13 protein-coding genes are annotated in these 16,435 nt (G+C 36.3%); 12 read left to right on the top strand and 1 reads right to left on the bottom strand.

Going from position 1 to position 16,435, the window contains the following annotated elements; genetic code table 11:
• The first annotated feature begins 57 nt into the window (after nt 1–57).
• Genes L3049_RS13900 through L3049_RS13915 form a run of 4 tightly spaced genes read left to right on the top strand, consistent with a single transcriptional unit; the run spans nt 58 to nt 4,576 of the window.
• A complete protein-coding gene (locus L3049_RS13900; protein WP_275110421.1) occupies nt 58–1,656 on the top strand; it encodes a sialate O-acetylesterase in 1,599 nt (532 codons plus the stop codon).
• A gap of 24 nt (nt 1,657–1,680) precedes the next feature.
• On the top strand, nt 1,681–2,370 hold the full coding sequence (locus L3049_RS13905; protein WP_275110422.1) for an SGNH/GDSL hydrolase family protein: 690 nt from the start codon (nt 1,681–1,683) through the stop codon (nt 2,368–2,370).
• A 43-nt stretch (nt 2,371–2,413) separates the two neighbouring features.
• Nucleotides 2,414–3,346 (top strand): ROK family protein, encoded by a 933-nt coding sequence (locus L3049_RS13910; RefSeq protein ID WP_275110423.1) that lies wholly within the window; start codon nt 2,414–2,416, stop codon nt 3,344–3,346.
• A 54-nt stretch (nt 3,347–3,400) separates the two neighbouring features.
• Nucleotides 3,401–4,576 (top strand): MFS transporter, encoded by a 1,176-nt coding sequence (locus L3049_RS13915; RefSeq protein WP_275110424.1) that lies wholly within the window; start codon nt 3,401–3,403, stop codon nt 4,574–4,576.
• A gap of 119 nt (nt 4,577–4,695) precedes the next feature.
• Here L3049_RS13915 and L3049_RS13920 read toward each other — a convergent pair whose 3' ends face one another.
• Nucleotides 4,696–5,604: a helix-turn-helix domain-containing protein gene (locus tag L3049_RS13920; RefSeq protein WP_275110425.1), complete on the bottom strand. Its 909-nt coding sequence runs from the start codon at nt 5,602–5,604 to the stop codon at nt 4,696–4,698.
• Between the two features lie 121 nt (nt 5,605–5,725).
• Between L3049_RS13920 and L3049_RS13925 the strand changes: the two genes are divergently transcribed.
• The 8 genes from L3049_RS13925 to L3049_RS13960 all read left to right on the top strand — a co-directional run bounded on the left by L3049_RS13925 (nt 5,726) and on the right by L3049_RS13960 (nt 16,259).
• Nucleotides 5,726–7,513 (top strand): L-fucose isomerase, encoded by a 1,788-nt coding sequence (locus L3049_RS13925; protein WP_275110426.1) that lies wholly within the window; start codon nt 5,726–5,728, stop codon nt 7,511–7,513.
• A gap of 84 nt (nt 7,514–7,597) precedes the next feature.
• On the top strand, nt 7,598–9,103 hold the full coding sequence (fucK, locus tag L3049_RS13930) for an L-fuculokinase (protein ID WP_275110427.1): 1,506 nt from the start codon (nt 7,598–7,600) through the stop codon (nt 9,101–9,103).
• Between the two features lie 7 nt (nt 9,104–9,110).
• Nucleotides 9,111–9,569 carry an L-fucose mutarotase gene (gene fucU / locus L3049_RS13935; RefSeq protein WP_275110428.1) on the top strand — a complete coding sequence of 153 codons (459 nt, stop codon included), beginning with the start codon at nt 9,111–9,113 and terminating at the stop codon, nt 9,567–9,569.
• A complete protein-coding gene (gene fucP / locus L3049_RS13940; protein WP_275110429.1) occupies nt 9,562–10,860 on the top strand; it encodes an L-fucose:H+ symporter permease in 1,299 nt (432 codons plus the stop codon). Before fucU ends, fucP begins: the two co-directional genes overlap by 8 nt.
• Before the next feature lie 104 nt (nt 10,861–10,964).
• Nucleotides 10,965–11,762, top strand: a complete 798-nt coding sequence (gene rhaD / locus L3049_RS13945; protein WP_275110430.1) for a rhamnulose-1-phosphate aldolase — start codon at nt 10,965–10,967, stop codon at nt 11,760–11,762.
• Nucleotides 11,763–11,837: 75 nt separating this feature from the next.
• Nucleotides 11,838–12,992: an iron-containing alcohol dehydrogenase gene (locus L3049_RS13950; RefSeq protein WP_275110431.1), complete on the top strand. Its 1,155-nt coding sequence runs from the start codon at nt 11,838–11,840 to the stop codon at nt 12,990–12,992.
• Nucleotides 12,993–13,330: 338 nt separating this feature from the next.
• Entirely contained in the window at nt 13,331–15,424 is a 2,094-nt protein-coding gene (locus L3049_RS13955; protein ID WP_275110432.1) for a tetratricopeptide repeat protein, read from the top strand.
• Between the two features lie 103 nt (nt 15,425–15,527).
• Nucleotides 15,528–16,259, top strand: coding sequence for a response regulator (locus tag L3049_RS13960; protein ID WP_275110433.1), 732 nt, complete (start codon nt 15,528–15,530; stop codon nt 16,257–16,259).
• Nucleotides 16,260–16,435: the final 176 nt, after the last annotated feature.

Genomic DNA, 16,435 nt, shown 5'->3' on the forward strand with positions numbered 1-16,435 from the left:
TAGATTTGTTTTTATTGAAGGACAATGCAAATCAGTAATTTTAAATCGGTTAAAGATATGAAAATAAAGAGTTTAATGGTAATTGTTGTTTTGTCTATTTTACCACAGTTACTTATAGCCAACGTTAGTTTGAATTCGCTTTTTGCAGATCACATGGTGGTACAACAGAAAACCAAAATTCCAGTTTGGGGTTGGGCCGATCCAATGGAAAAAGTACTTGTGGAAGCAAGTTGGGGAGCAAAGTCGGAAGTTGTTACTGGCCCTGATGGAAAGTGGACGGTTTACCTAAAAACACCTAAGGCTGGTGGTCCATTTCATATTGCAATATCTGGGAAAAATAAAATCGTATTGAATGATGTTTTATCTGGCGAAGTATGGCTTTGTTCGGGGCAATCGAATATGGATTTTTCCATGTCTAAATTTACATCAGATTCTCGAGAAGTAAAATATCAGCCATTGGTAGAATACATTAGAGAAGAAGTTAAAACGGCCAATGATCCTTGGTTGCGTCATATAGAAGTTCCACAGACTACTTCATTATTTGGTAAAAAAAACAATTTTAAAGGGAATTGGAGAAGCGTGAATGCAGATGAGATTGGTAAAATAACTGCAACAGGTTATTTCTTCGCGAAAGAATTAAGAAAACAGTTGAATGTACCCATCGGAATTGTTGAGTGCTCGTGGGGAGGAACTCGCATTCAGCCTTGGATCTCAGAGGAAGCTTACAAGGCTAATGAGGATATGAAATCTTATTTTGAACAGGATCGTTTAAAAGCTAAAAAACGCATTGTCGAAATGAATGCAGAAGGCTATGTAGATACGGTGTATCAGAATAAATTAAAACTGTGGCAAGCAAATAAGAAGGAGCTTAGAAAGCCTTATCCTTCAGGACATCCAGAAAAAAGCAAACAAATGCCTGCAACCCTTTACAATGGAATGTTATCTTCAATTATTCCTTTTGCTGTGAAAGGAGTACTGTGGTATCAGGGAGAATCAAATTCGCATTCTATTGAAAATGAATACGAAAAATACTTTACTACTTTAATTAAGAGTTGGAGAGCTGAATGGGGACAGGAAAATATGCCTTTTTATTGGGCTCAGTTAGCGTCTTATCATGTTCCCGATGAGCGTTCGGATAATGGTTGGGCTATGGTAAATGACCAGCTGCGAAGAACTTTGAAATTGCGGAATACTGGAATGGCGGTATTGTATGATCTTGGAGAAGCAAAAGATGTTCACCCACACAACAAAATGGACACTGGAAAAAGATTGGCCTTATGGGCTTTGCGCAAAGACTATAATGTAAAAGTGCCTGTGGTAAGTGGACCACTTTATAAAAGTCATAAAATAGTAGATGCTTCAATAGTTATAAAATTCGATCAGGTAGGTTCAGGATTGATGGTCGGATACAAGGATCTTTTAGAGAAGACTGTTCCTGTAGATTCCTCTTTAACTTGGTTTGAGATTGCAGCTGAAGATGGTATTTGGAAATCGGCAAAAGCTAAGATTATTTCCAAAAATAAAATAGAAGTTTCCAATCGAGAAATTACAGAACCAACTAAGGTGCGTTACGGATGGTCATCAAATCCGGCAGGAGCTAATCTTTATAATAAAGAAGGATTGCCAGCTTCTATTTTTACAAGCGAAGAAAATTAAAAAATCAATATAAAAATGACTAGTATGAAAAGTTTGAAATCACTTTTGGTGATCTTGTTTATCGGATGTCTAACATCATCGGCAATGGCTCAGGATTGGGCTAATTTGAAAAAATATGCAGAGGCTAATTCTCAATTGGCACTTCCAGCAGCAGATGAAGCTAGAGTTGTATTTATGGGGAACTCGATTACTGAAAAATGGGAAAAGTATGATGCTTCCTTTTTTAGTTCAAACCCTTATATCAATCGTGGAATAAGTGGTCAGGTTACTTCTCAAATGTTACTGCGTTTCAGACCAGACGTAATTGAATTAAATCCAAAAGTGGTTGTGATATTGGCTGGCACAAATGATATAGCCGAGAATAAAGGTCCTATAACAATCAAACAGATTGCAGGAAATATATTTTCTATGGCAGAATTGGCAAAAGCGAATGGAATTAAAGTTGTGTTAGCAACAGCTTTGCCTGCTATTTCTTATTCTTGGCGTCCAGGAATTGAACCTGCTGATAAAATTATCGCTTTGAATAAGTTGATAAGAAAATATGCAAAGAAAAATGATCTGGTTTTAATAGATTATTATAAGCCGATGGTAAATAAACAAAAAGGATTGAAGAAAGAGTATGGAAGAGATACTGTTCATCCTAGTGTCGCAGGATACAAAGTGATGGAGAAATTGGTGAAAAAAGCAGTAAAAAAAGCTTTGAAAAGAAGTTAATATTGAATCAGAAATCAAATCATTTAGATATTTAAAAAAGACGATGAAAAAATATGCAATAGGAACAGATGTAGGAGGGAGTCATATTTCTTGTGCTCTTGTAGATCTTGAAAAAGGAGAATTGGTTGAAGGAACCAATAGTGAAGGAGATGTTGACAACAAGGCTGATGAAGATACGATTCTTAAAGGTTGGGCTGATGTTTTGTCCAAATCGTTAAAATCCATAAATAAGGATGAATTAGCAGGAATTGGTTTTGGTATGCCAGGACCATTTGAATATGCAAATGGAATTGGACGGTTTGCTCAAGTAGACAAATATGAAAGTCTGAATGGAGTTGATGTAGCTTCGAAATTGAAAGTTTTATTGGGCTTAGATGATTCAACACCACTTCGTTTTATGAATGATGCATCAGCTTTTGCTGTTGGTGAAGCTTGGTTAGGAAGTGCTGCGGATGCTGTTAAGAATATGTCGATTACTTTGGGTACTGGTTTTGGTTCTGCTTTTGTTGATGCTGGAATCCCTGTTGTAGAAGGTGATAGTGTTCCTGAAATGGGCTGTGTATGGCATTTGCCTTATGCTAATGGTATCGCCGATGATTCATTTTCAACTCGATGGTTTATCAAGAGATACAAAGAAGAAACAGGATTGGAAGTTTCTGGAGCTCGCCCAATTGCAGAAGCTGCTACAACGAATCCAAAGGCTGCAGATATATTCACTCAATATGGAAATAACATGGGCGAATTTTTGGGTCCATGGTTGAAAAAATTCGATGCTAAAGTATTGGTGATTGGTGGAAATGTTACCGGGGCATATAATTTATTTGGACCAGCCTTCGAAGCAGCTTTAAAATTGCAAGGAGTAAATACTAGAATTACCCTTTCCTCATTAAAAGAGGATGCTGCAATTATTGGAAGTGCACGAATGCTAAATTCTGATTACTGGAATACAATCAAGCCAATTATTCCATTGATGTAACCCATTATAGTGAAAACCAAAAGAGAATTAAATATCAATTACTAATTTATAATTATGAGTAAAAAAATATCAATCTCACAAGTCCTTCCAGTACTGTTTGGATTTTTTGTCATGGGATTTTGTGATGTGGTTGGAATAACTTCAGCACACGTAAAAGAAGATTTATTGGGCGCTTATAGTCCGGCATTTCAGGATACATTATCGAATCTTATTCCAGTTGCTTTATTTTCGATGTTCTTGATTTTTTCAATTCCAACTGGTTTATTAATGAATAAAATCGGTCGTAAAAAGACAGTGCTTTTAAGTAATGTTATTACGATTGTAGCAATGTTTATTCCACTAATCGAGTATAGCTTTATTACTTCTCTGTTTGCATTTGCCTTATTGGGAATTGCCAATACAATTTTGCAAGTGTCTCTTAATCCTTTGTTGACAAATGTCGTAAAAGGAGATAAGTTGACCAGTAGCTTAACTGCCGGGCAGTTTGTAAAAGCCATTTCATCATTTAGTGCGCCATTTATTGCTGCATTTGCGGCAACACAATTGGACAATTGGCAATATATCTTTCCAATTTATGCTGTTATAACACTTCTTTCAACAATTTGGTTATTAGCAACACCTATTCATGAAGATCCAATTGAAGGAAAGGCAAGTTCATTTAAAGACATTATTGAAATATTGAAGGATAAGACTATATTTTTAATGTTTTTAGGAATTTTATTTGTGGTTGGAGTAGATGTTGGCGTAAATACAGCATCGGCTAAGATCCTAATGGAGCGTTGCGGATTAACATCTATTGATGCAGGTTATGGTCCTAGTGTTTATTTTGCTTTCCGTACTTTAGGAGCATTTTTAGGAGCTTTCTTTTTAGCAAGATACTCTTCGTACAAATTCTTTAAAATAAATATCGTTGGTGCAGTTTTAGCTTTAATTGCTTTGATTTTTGTTGGTGATAAAATAGCTGTATTCGCAATTTATGCAGTAATTGGCTTTACCATTGCAAACATCTTCCCAATTATCTTTGGTCATGCCATTCAATCTCGTCCTGATAAAGCAAATGAGATTTCTGGTTTGATGATTACAGGTGTTTTTGGTGGAGCTATCATTCCATTTATCATGGGATTAATGTCTGATGGATTAGGTTCACAGGTTGGAGCCGTTTTGGTCATCCTTCTAAGTGCCTTTTATCTGCTTTACCTATCATTCTCTATGAAAGAGATAAAAGCATAAATCAAACGATTTACATTGATTTGTAAACCTATTTAAACTTGAGGTAGTAGAAAATTCTATCTCAAGTTTCAAATAGGTTTTTTTGCTTTATGGATGAGGAAATGGTAAGAATTCAATATCTACTTCATTCCAAACTCCTTTTTATACCTTGCAGGAGATACTCCTGTTATTTGTTTAAAGATTCTAGAAAAGTGATAGCGGTCAGCAAAACCGGTTTTTATAGCTACATCATTTACCGATATGTCGGAGTGATGCAATAAAATACAAGCCTGATCTATTCTTTTTTTCTTTACATATTTTTGTGGGGAAATACCTAGCTCTTTCGTAAAAAGTCTGGTGAAAGCATTCGTCGCCATATTGGCCTGTTCAGCCAAAACAGGATTTGCCAATTCATCACTACTGTTATTTTCGACATAGCTTAATACCTCCAAAATACGATAGTCCTTTGTAATTAAATTCCAGCTATTTTCGGGTAAATCAGAAAGTAAATCGCTGATTAGTGCATGAATAGCTAAATTTGAATAGAAACTAAATCGGGTATGCTCATAATTGAGGTGTCGTTTTATGACTTGCAACTTTTCTTTTAAATGATCAGTCAATTCATAAATAAATACGCCTGGGGAAATGTTGTCATATGGCATTCCAATATTGAAATGGATAAACAGATGCAATATGCATTTTTCTTCTAGCAATTGCTTCTCCGATACCGAAGCACTTATTCTTCCTCCTTTTAATTCATAACCCGTATCTGGTATTTTATGATCGTACAATCGAGTAGCATAGGAAGTATTAGGTGCGATCATTACAATCTTATCCGGCGATAAAGCATACTCTTTGTTATCATACAAGATAACTGCGCCCTTATAGCTATTGTGGTAGATACGCCAATAGGGGAATGAAAGTTCATTAAACTCCCAATGCTGAAGCCACCAATAACGACAACAATGCAAGTGTAAATTATAGCTGGGAAACATCTGTAATACATCAGAAGGATCTCCTTTGTCAGGTTTTTTTAGTTGTGTATTCATTCTGTGTATGTTTGAAACAGATACAAATATAATGAATTTGAGCATTTATTAAACGATCAAATGATGTCATTTTTGTATTGGATATTTTAGTTTAATAATTACGTGTTAAAGATATTATAAGATGGCTAATAGGTTAATTGGAGATTTGCCAAAGGTAGGAATCAGACCTGTAATTGATGGCAGAGAAAATGGAGTAAGAGAATCCTTAGAGACTCAAGTGATGGATCTAGCAAAAGCAGCTGCGAAATTTATTGAAGAGAATTTAAGATTTCCTAGCGGAGAACAAGTAGAATGTGTAATTGCTGATACTTGTATTGGTGGTGTTGCAGAGGCTGCAATGTGTGCCAATAAATTTAAAAAAGAAGGTGTTGGTGTTTCCTTAACTGTTACTCCTTGCTGGTGCTATGGTACTGAGGTTATGGATACAGATCCACAATTGCCAAAAGCGGTATGGGGATTTAATGGTACTGAACGTCCAGGTGCAGTTTATCTAGCTGCCGCATTAGCAGGATATACACAAAAAGGATTACCAACTTTTGGTATTTATGGCCGCGACGTACAAGATTCTGGAGACACGAACATTCCAGCCGATGTACAAGAAAAATTATTGCGATTTGTAAAATCAGCACTTGCTGTAGCTCAAATGAATGGTAAGTCTTATTTGTCGATAGGATACAGTTCTATGGGAATTGCTGGTTCTATGGTAGATTCTAACTTTTTTCAAGATTATTTAGGGATACGTACAGAGTTTGTAGAGTCCTTAGAAATTCTTCGTCGTATTGATGAAGGTATTTATGACGAAGAGGAATTCAAAAAGGCATTGGCTTGGACCAAAAAGAATTGCAAAGAGGGGGAAGATCCAAATGCTCCTGAAAAGCAAGCAACTGCCGAAAGAAAAAAAGCAGAATGGGAAACCGTAGTTAAAATGACCTTGATTTGCCGTGATATGATGATTGGTAATCAAAAGGTAATTGATAAAGGATTTAGAGAAGAAGGCTTAGGTAGAAATGCTATTTTAGGTGGTTTCCAAGGACAGCGTCAGTGGACCGACTATCAACCAAATGCTGATTTTCCTGAAGCTATTTTAAATTCATCATTCGACTGGAATGGTATCCGTCAGGCTTTTGTTTTCGCTACAGAAAATGATAGTTTAAACAGCATTTCTATGTTGTTCGGGCACTTGTTAACCAATACTGCACAAATCTTTTCAGATGTAAGAACTTATTGGAGTCCTGATGCAGTGAAACGAGTAACAGGAAAGGAATTATCTGGTTTGGCAGAAGGTGGCGTTATTCACTTGATTAACTCAGGTTCGACAACACTTGATGCTACTGCACAACAAAAAGATGCAGAAGGAAAACCTGCAATGAAGCCTTTCTGGGAAATTACAGAAGAAGAAGCTCAAAAATGTTTAGATAAAACATTGTGGCCACAAGCTGAGCGTGGATACTTTAGAGGTGGTGGATATTCATCACAGTTTAAGACTGAAGGTGAAATGCCAGTAACCATGTGTCGTGTAAATATGGTAAAAGGACAAGGGCCAGTACTTCAAATTGCTGAAGGATGGACAGTTGAATTGCCTGAAGAGATCCACTCAGTGTTAGACGAAAGAACCAATCCAACTTGGCCAACAACATGGTTTGTTCCAAGAACAAATGGAGCAGGAGCATTTAAAGATGTTTATTCGGTGATGGCGAATTGGGGTGCCAATCATGGTGCGATTAGTTATGGTCATATTGGTGCCGACCTTATTACTTTGGCTTCTATGCTACGAATTCCGGTAAACATGCACAATGTGAATGATGATGATGTATTTCGTCCAAGTGCATGGACTGCTTTCGGAGAAACTAAAGAAGGATCAGATTATAGAGCCTGTGCTACTTATGGTCCACTTTACGGAATGAAGTAGAACTCACAACATCTAAATAACCATATAGTCCGACAGATGCAGGGATGATTATAATTCTTGCATCTGTTCAATCTTCAAGATCGGATGTTGGAAAATAATAATACCAAAAGAAAAGGGAAAATGACTCATAAAGATATAGCTATCGTTTTTGATTGCGGAGCTACAAATGTAAGGGTAATTGCCATGGATAAGTCAGGGCAAATACTTGCATCTCAGGCAATGCCTAACGAAACCGACGAGGATCCGAATTATCCGGGAGGAAGAATCTGGGATCTGGAAAAGTTATGGGACAAATTATGTGAGGCTTCAAAAGGAATTGTAAAAGAAATAGATCCAAAGCGGATAGCCGGTATAACCGTTACCACTTTTGGAGTGGATGGTGCTTTTATCGATGAAAAAGGAGAATTACTCTACCCAATTATTTCTTGGCAATGTCCACGTACAACGCCGATAATGAATAACATTGAGAAATACATTCCGCTACAAGATGTTTATAAAATCAGTGGTATATATCCTTATGCCTTCAATACCATAAACAAGATGATATGGTTTAAGGAAAATAGACCTGAAATAATCGAACAATCTCATCGCTTTTTATTTATTTCTTCTATCCTAATCAGCAAATTATCGGGTGCATTGCAAAACGATGCGACCATGATGGGAACGGCTATGATGGCTGATATTGGGAAACGAGAGTTTTCTGATAAAATCCTGAATGCAATTGGACTGGATCAACAAAAATTTGGTACCATTGGCGAACCTGGCGATAAAGTAGGAGGTGTTACTTCGGAAGCTTCAATTAATACTGGGTTACCAGAAGCAACGCCAGTGTTTTTAACGGGACACGATACTCAATTTGCGATATTCGGATCAGGAGCTCAATTAAATCAGCCTGTACTAAGTTCAGGAACTTGGGAAATTGTAATGACCCGAAGCAATTCATTTACCGCATCAAATGTTGAGTTAGAAAACAATTTAACCACCGAATTAGATGCAATTTCAGGAGTCTATAACATTGGCCAAAACTGGTTGGGGTCAGGCGTTTTAGAATGGTTTTCAAAAAATTTCTATCCTGAATTAAGTGGTGATCAATTGTATGATGCCATGATTGAAGAGGCGGAGATCGAAATGCCTGGTTCAAATGGTATTGTTGTAGATCCGGCTTTTTATGATGATGGTTCAAGTAACAATACAGGAACGATCAAAGGTTTGACCATAAGTACCCGAAGAAGCCAAGTGTATAGAGCATTTCTGGAAAGCTTAGCCTATCGCTTGCGCGAAGGCTTAGAGGCTGTAGAAAAGGCAGGGAAATTTAAAACGGAATGCATCATTTGCGTGGGTGGTGGATCAAAGAACAAGTTATGGAATCAGCTAAGAGCTGATGTTTGCAATACACCTATTCAGTTGATCGATCAAAAAGAAACAACGGTATTGGGTGCATCAATGTTCGTTTTTGCTGGAGCTGGTGTTTACAAATCGGCAAATGCAGCACGAAAAAAAATCACATACAATCCACAAGTAATCAATCCTTCTGCTAACAGACAGGTTTACGATCAGCTCTACAATAACTACATTGAATTAAAAAAATAATAGAATCATGCTAAAAGGAATATCACCCTTACTAAGTCCAGAATTACTTTCTGTTTTATATCGAATGGGACATGGAGATGAAATCATATTGGCTGATGCTCACTTTCCTGGAGAAAGCTACAACACGAATGTATTAAGAGCTGACGGGATAAAAGTTCCTGATTTATTAGCTGCGATTCTTCCACTGTTTGAGTTGGATCAATATGTAGATAGCCCATTGGTAATGATGGATGCGGTTGCTGGCGATCAACTCGATCCGAATGTTGAGCTTCTCTATCGCAGAAGTATTCAGATCACAAACCCGAATGCTAAGGCGATAAAAAAAATAGAACGTGTTGCTTTTTACGAACGAGCCACAGAAGCATATGCTGTTGTAATTACTGGTGAAACAGCTAAGTATGGAAACATCATTCTAAAAAAAGGGGTGACCCCAATAGAAACTTCTAAACCAATTTATTGTGAGTAATCAAACTAAAGTTGTCGAAAAGAAATATCTATTATCGTTCATTCTAATCACAAGTCTTTTTGCCTTGTGGGGATTTGCCAACGATATTACCAATCCAATGGTTGCGGCTTTTAAAACGGTAATGGAGCTAACCAACACCAAAGCTACTTTAATCCAATTTGCCTTTTATGGAGGTTATGCCACCATGGCGATTCCTGCAGCATTGTTTGCGCAAAGGTATAGTTATAAAAAAGGTGTTTTACTAGGTCTTGGTTTGTATGCATTAGGAGCTCTTTTGTTTTATCCTGCGGCTCAATTTCAAATGTTTGGCTTTTTTGTAGGTTCATTGTACGTACTAACTTTCGGACTTGCTTTTTTAGAAACCACATGCAACCCATTTATTCTTTCATTGGGATCGAAAGAGACAGCTACTCGTCGATTAAATTTAGCACAGTCCTTTAATCCAATGGGATCTTTTCTTGGAATGACCGTTGCTGCGCGATTTGTTTTGGCAAATTTAAATGCTGATAAGCATTTGGATGCTGTTGGCAATAAAATAGAGTTTTCAACATTAGACAACGCGACTAAAGCCTTAGATCGATTGCACGATCTTGCTGTAATTAGAGATCCATATGTAGCCTTGGGGCTTGTAGTGCTTGTTATGTTGGTAATTATTGCTGCGGTTAAAATGCCTAATACTACAAATAAGGAACAAATGCATCCTTTACAATCCATGAAGAGATTGTTCCAAAACAAGGTATATCGTACTGGTGTTATTGCTCAAATTGCTTATGTGGCAGCACAAATCATGTGTTGGACATTTATTATCCAATATGCCGAGAATTTAGGCTTAACAAAAGAAGCAGGACAATATCATAATATGCTTGCCATGGGGTTGTTTATTGTAAGTCGTTTGGCTAGTACTTTTATTTTAAAGTACGTTAATGCTAGTCAGCTTTTAATGTGGTTTGCTATTGGCGGAATAACAACAACAACATGTGCCATTTTTATTGTTGGCTTACCTGGTTTGTATTGTTTGGTTGCGACATCGGTATTTATGTCTTTAATGTTCCCAACAATTTACGGTATCGCATTGGGAAATGTTGGTCAGGATACAACTTTAGGATCTGCTGGATTAGTTATGGCTATTGTAGGCGGAGCTATCATGCCAATGCTGCAAGCTATGATTATAGATTTAGGAACTGTTGGATTCTTACCTGCGGTTAACGCATCGTTTATTTTACCATTGTTGTGTTTTATTGTGATCGCATTTTACGGTAAGTATTCTAGTAAAATATTAGCTAAAGACTAGCACTTTTAGATGCTCTATTGCAATTGCGATATATAGATGTCGAACTCATGTTCGTGTGCTTTTACCATTATAAAAAAATAATTAAAAAAAATAATACTTTGAATATGAATAACTTGACGAATTTACCAGAAGGGGTTCAAAACGAAATAGATAAGGTTTCTGAAATTGCAGGATACCTTTGGGATAGAGAATGGGCAGAGCGAAATGCTGGGAATATTTCTATCAACTTATCTGATTATTTTAAAGGCGTAGAACTTGGTAATCCTGATCGATATTTTGATTTTGATTTTCCAAAAAATGTAGCTGGTTTAGTTGTTTTTATTAGCGGAACAGGATGTCATCTTAGACATTTGATCAATCGTATTGAAGAAGCTGCTTGTATCTTAAAAATTAACGATGATGCAACTGGATATTCAATAGTTTGGGGTGGTAAGAAAGAGAATTTCGGTCCTACTTGCGAACTGATTTCTCACGTAAAAATCCATCAATTTAATAGTGTAAACAACCCAACTCATAAAGCCATTGTTCACACTCATCCAATCGAATTGATTGTAATGAGCCATCATCCTATTTTTAACGATCAGGAGAAAATGAATCATTCATTATGGAAAATGTGTCCTGAAATTAAAGTGTTTGTGCCTAAAGGAGTTCATTGCACACCTTATGCTTTATCTAGTTCTGAAGATTTGGCCGATAAGACAATTGAAGGTTTGAAAAACTACAATGTATCTCTTTGGGAGAAGCATGGAGCAACTGCAACTGGAGAGGATGCTGAAAGAGCTTTTGATTATTTAGATGTAGCAAACAAAGGAGCAAAATTATTATTGACAGCTTGGTCTGCTGGATTCGACCCTGCAGGATTAAGCAAAGATCAACTAACAGAATTAGAACAGTTTATTTAAGCTTATAGGATTTGTGAAAGAGGTTTTTCTTTTGAATGACCTCTTCTATATTTAATTTAGATAATAGAATTAGAGATGTTAGAGAAAAGAAGAATCTACTTGCCTCCTTTGAGTTTGGTTGGCCCAGGTGTAATTGTTGATCTTGTTGAAGAAATAAAAGATCAGGATGGTAAAAAAGTACTTGTTGTAACCGATAAAGTTCTGAATGAGCTTGGTGTTGTTGGTAAAATAACAGATTTAATGGATCAAAAGTCCATTAATTATGTTGTTTTTGACGAGGTAAAACCGAATCCAACTTGCGCAAATGTAAATGCTGGATTAAAGGTTTTCAAAGAGAATAACTGCGATTTTATCTTAACAATAGGAGGTGGATCACCTCAAGATTGTGGTAAAGCGATTGGAATATTAGCTACAAACGGAGGTGATATAAAAGATTATGAAGGAATTCATATTTCTAAAAAGAAAGCCACTACAATTGCTGCCATTAACACTACGGCAGGAACAGCAAGCGAAGTAACCATTAACTACGTAATTACAGACGAAGAGCGTAAAGTGAAAATGGTGATGGTTGATAAAAACTGTTTGGTATCTATCGCTGTTAACGATCCTGAGTTAATGCTAAACAAACCAGCTGCATTAACTGCTGCTACAGGAATGGATGCACTAACTCATGCTGTTGAAGCCTATGTATCTGTAGGAGCATTCCATTGGTCAGATCACATGTCTCTATATGCAATTCAACTTATCGGCGAAAGCTTAAGAGATGCAGTTAATGAGGGGAGCAACCTTGAAGCACGAAGTAAAATGGCTTGGGCACAATTTATTGCCGGACAAGCTTTTTCGAACTGCGGATTAGGTTTTGTTCACTCTGCAGCGCACCAATTAGGCGGATTGTACAACACACCACACGGTGTAGCCAATGCAGTTTTATTGCCACATGTTGAGCGTTTTAACTTATCGTCTTGTCCTGAGAAGTTTGCCAAAATTGCACAAGCAATGGGAGTTGACATTTCAGCAATGAGCGAACAAGAAGCTGCCGAATCTGCATTAGATGCAATTTCTCAATTGTCGAAAGATGTTGGTATTCCTTCTGGAATTAAAGCATTAGGTGCTAAAGAAGAGGATTTTGTTTTAATGGCTGAAAATGCTTTAGCAGATGTATGTACAGGTGGAAATCCAAAAAGCGTATGCTTAGAAGATGCCATTGAAATTTACAAGAGTTCGATGTAATATCCATCATTCAATATTGATGTATTTGAATACTATGAAAATGAAAGCCCCATAAATCAGCTGATTTATGGGGCTTTTATATTGGATTAAGCCAAGAAAGAGGGATTTGAATCTATCATCTGCCTAATATTTATTTTACCTTACATGTTGATTAGTATATCAAATGTACGGTTCACTTCATTATTGTTTTATGTTAAATTATCGAGAAAAATGGTTAGCTATTAATAAATCTATAGGCAAGTTAAGCGAAAATTCTGTTTCTTTGCGATTCATTTTTTACTGCTAGCTAGTCAGCGCATAACCAATGTGCCGTTTTGCTAAATCTTAATCATAACTAAATGCGAGCTTTTATCAATCAAATTGGCCTTATTTTGCTAGTGCCATGTTTTATTGTCCTTACTTCTGAATATTGTCAAGCTCAAGAGACTAAGCTTGATAGCTTAAAACAATTGTTGCATAAGCACAATGAAAAGGACACTAGCAGGGTTAATATATTATATGATATTGCAGTTGAGTTAGCTTCTGTAAATGATGATAATGCAATAATAAATGCTTTGAAAGCGGATAGTTTAGCTTCCGGTTTGAATTACAAAAGTGGTAAAGCAAGAAGTCTGATGCTAATTGGAAAGCTACTTTATAACGAAAAGAATGAGTTTTCCAAAGCCTTAATAGAATTAGAAAAATCTTTGATTTTATTCGAGGAAATGGCTAATCGAAGTCGCATCTCCGAGAATTTATTACTGATTGCCGAAATTAATTCAGATCAAGGGAATTTTCCTATTGCTATTGATTTTTACGAGAAGGCATTAAAAATAGTAAAAGCCGAGAGAGACACAGCAGGTTTGCAAATTTGTTATGGAAGTATGGGCACCATTTATGCACGCCAGGGAGAATATCCCAAAGCTTTAGAGTTTTATCAGAAAAATCTAAAAATAAGTGAAGAAATAGGAGATAAGGATAAAATAGCAAGTACACTCGGAAATATTGGAACGATATATTCCGATGAGGGAAGCTTTGATAAAGCGCTTGTGTTTTATAATAAAGCTCTCAAAATGAATGAGGACGCTGACGATAAGTATGGACTGGCAATTAATTATGGAAATATTGCTGGAGTACACTTAAAACAGGAAGAGTTTGATAAAGCACTGGTATGTAATCAAAAGGCTCTGGAGATTCTGGAAAGCTTGAATGACAAGTTTGGAATTGGCAGATCTAAAAATAATATTGGGCTAGTCTATTTAAATCGTAAAGACTACGAAACGGCACTCCTATACTTTCACCAGGGCTTAACACTTTTTGAAGAGTTGGGTGCAATAGGGGGTATATCAGTCATGTTGGGTAATATTTCGGAAGTTTACATTTTAATGGAAAACTATAATTTGGCCTTGGAATATTCTAACAGATGTTTAAAAATTGCTGAAAAAACAGGATCGCTAAACCGTAAGAAATTTGCTTATGAGAAGTTGTCGAATACCTATAAAGGATTGCGAAAATACGACAAGGCGCTTCAGTACAGAGAATTATGGGTTGAAGTTAAAGACAGTATTTTTAATGAAACGAATCTGAAAAAAATAACGCGATTAGAAGTGCAATTTGAGCACGAGAAAGAAAAACAAGCCATTGCTTTGGAGCAAGAAAAAAAGGATGCCGTTCAGCTGGCAGAATTGCATAGACAAAAGGAGATGCGCAATGCCTTTGTAATTGGTTTTATCCTTGTTCTTTTGCTTGTAGTCATCATTTTTTACTACTATCGCAAAACCAAAAAATCCAACCATCAGCTAAGCGAACAGAATGGGATCATCACCAAGCAAAAGGAAGAGAAGGAAATGCTGATAAAAGAGATTCATCACAGGGTTAAAAATAACCTTCAGATTATATCAAGCTTGTTTAATCTGCAAAAGCGAAGCACCCAGCACGAAGAGGTGAAATCTGCTTTAGTTGATGGACTGAGTCGTGTAAAATCGGTGGCCTTGATTCATGAACTTTTGTATCAGAACGAGGATGTGATTAATGTAAATATTAAGGATTTTGTTACAAAACTTGTCAGTCATATTAAAGCATCTTTTGGAGAGCACAAAAATATGCAAGAGAAAATTGATATTACTGATGATGTTATTTTCCATATTGATACGGCTGTACCTGTAGGATTAATAATAACAGAATTGATTACGAATTCTTATAAATATGCTTTCGATAAAGAAGATATTTGTCAGTTGAACATTACTCTTTCAAGAAATTCAGACAATAATTTTTGTTTATTAATGAGTGATAATGGTAGTGGTTTACCTAAAGATTTTGATGTGAAAAAATCTAAAACTTTAGGTCTTAAGATGGTAAGAACGCTTTCGGCTCAACTTAAGGGTGATATTGATTATGAGTTTGATAATGGCGCCAAGTTTTCACTTCACTTTGCTGTACAGAAAGGGAGTTAATTGTGGTGAATTGTTCGTTGTCATTTAGCTAACGAAAGTTTTTTTAAATTTGCAGAATATAACGAGTTGCTGAGTACTAAATACTAAAGGATCAGAGAAAAATATGAGCAAGGTTAAAATTTTGATAGTTGAGGATGAGTTGCTGGTTGCGATGAACATGGCGGATTTACTCGAAGATCTGGGCTATGAAGTTCTTGAGCCGCAAATAAATTATGAAGGTGCTGTTGAATGCCTGATGAACGACAAGCCAGATATTGCACTGCTCGATATTCAAATAGAAGGGCTGAAAAATGGTGTTGATGTAGCTCGTTTCATTACTGAAAATTCAAATATCCCTTTTATCTTTCTGACTTCTCTTGCCGATCCACGTACTGTAGAGCAAGCTAAAATTGTAAAGCCCAATGCCTATTTGGTTAAGCCATTTAATCAGGATGATTTATATACATCTATAGAATTGGCATTGTATAATTTTCAAGCTTCAAAACAAGAAGAAATTTTGAGTGAACCTCCTCTTGTGAAAATTCACGATTCTTTTTTTGTGAAATCCAATGACTTGTTTCATAAAGTGAAGTACTCCGATATTGTATATATCAAAAGTGATCATGTTTATGTTGAGCTGCACACAGTGAATAAAAAGCGTCATGTTCTGCGCTCTTCAATGCTAGGTGTACTTGCAGATTTACCACAGAATTTTGTGCGTATTCATCGTTCCTATTCAATCAATATTGATTTTATAGAGAGTCTAAATTTGGGTATGGTAATAGTTGATGGCTGTAAAATTCCTGTAGGAAAATCATATGCCGAGCAGTTGATAAAGATGATTACCATAAAATAGCTCCCCATTAGTACTGAATTTACAGCTGCCTCTTCAACCTGTAGTTTTCATAAATTCACTTAGAACATTCTGAGTCCTATTCAGAACATTTCAGTCTCCCAGGTCTGATATTAGATCTATTTTCGCATCGCAATTTGTTAAAATCAATTCAGATTTTGAATTGAATAATAGCAAAT

The sequence above is a fragment of the Labilibaculum sp. DW002 genome, assembly GCF_029029525.1.
GTDB classification, from domain to species: domain Bacteria; phylum Bacteroidota; class Bacteroidia; order Bacteroidales; family Marinifilaceae; genus Paralabilibaculum; species Paralabilibaculum antarcticum.

Coding starts and splice junctions, on each gene's coding strand:
- L3049_RS13900 (WP_275110421.1), top strand. CDS start 58: ATGAAAATAAAGAGTTTAATGGTAATTGTTGTTTTGTCTATTTTACCA.
- L3049_RS13905 (WP_275110422.1), top strand. CDS start 1,681: ATGAAAAGTTTGAAATCACTTTTGGTGATCTTGTTTATCGGATGTCTA.
- L3049_RS13910 (WP_275110423.1), top strand. CDS start 2,414: ATGAAAAAATATGCAATAGGAACAGATGTAGGAGGGAGTCATATTTCT.
- L3049_RS13915 (WP_275110424.1), top strand. CDS start 3,401: ATGAGTAAAAAAATATCAATCTCACAAGTCCTTCCAGTACTGTTTGGA.
- L3049_RS13920 (WP_275110425.1), bottom strand. CDS start 5,604: ATGAATACACAACTAAAAAAACCTGACAAAGGAGATCCTTCTGATGTA.
- L3049_RS13925 (WP_275110426.1), top strand. CDS start 5,726: ATGGCTAATAGGTTAATTGGAGATTTGCCAAAGGTAGGAATCAGACCT.
- fucK (WP_275110427.1), top strand. CDS start 7,598: ATGTTGGAAAATAATAATACCAAAAGAAAAGGGAAAATGACTCATAAA.
- fucU (WP_275110428.1), top strand. CDS start 9,111: ATGCTAAAAGGAATATCACCCTTACTAAGTCCAGAATTACTTTCTGTT.
- rhaD (WP_275110430.1), top strand. CDS start 10,965: ATGAATAACTTGACGAATTTACCAGAAGGGGTTCAAAACGAAATAGAT.
- L3049_RS13950 (WP_275110431.1), top strand. CDS start 11,838: ATGTTAGAGAAAAGAAGAATCTACTTGCCTCCTTTGAGTTTGGTTGGC.
- L3049_RS13955 (WP_275110432.1), top strand. CDS start 13,331: ATGCGAGCTTTTATCAATCAAATTGGCCTTATTTTGCTAGTGCCATGT.
- L3049_RS13960 (WP_275110433.1), top strand. CDS start 15,528: ATGAGCAAGGTTAAAATTTTGATAGTTGAGGATGAGTTGCTGGTTGCG.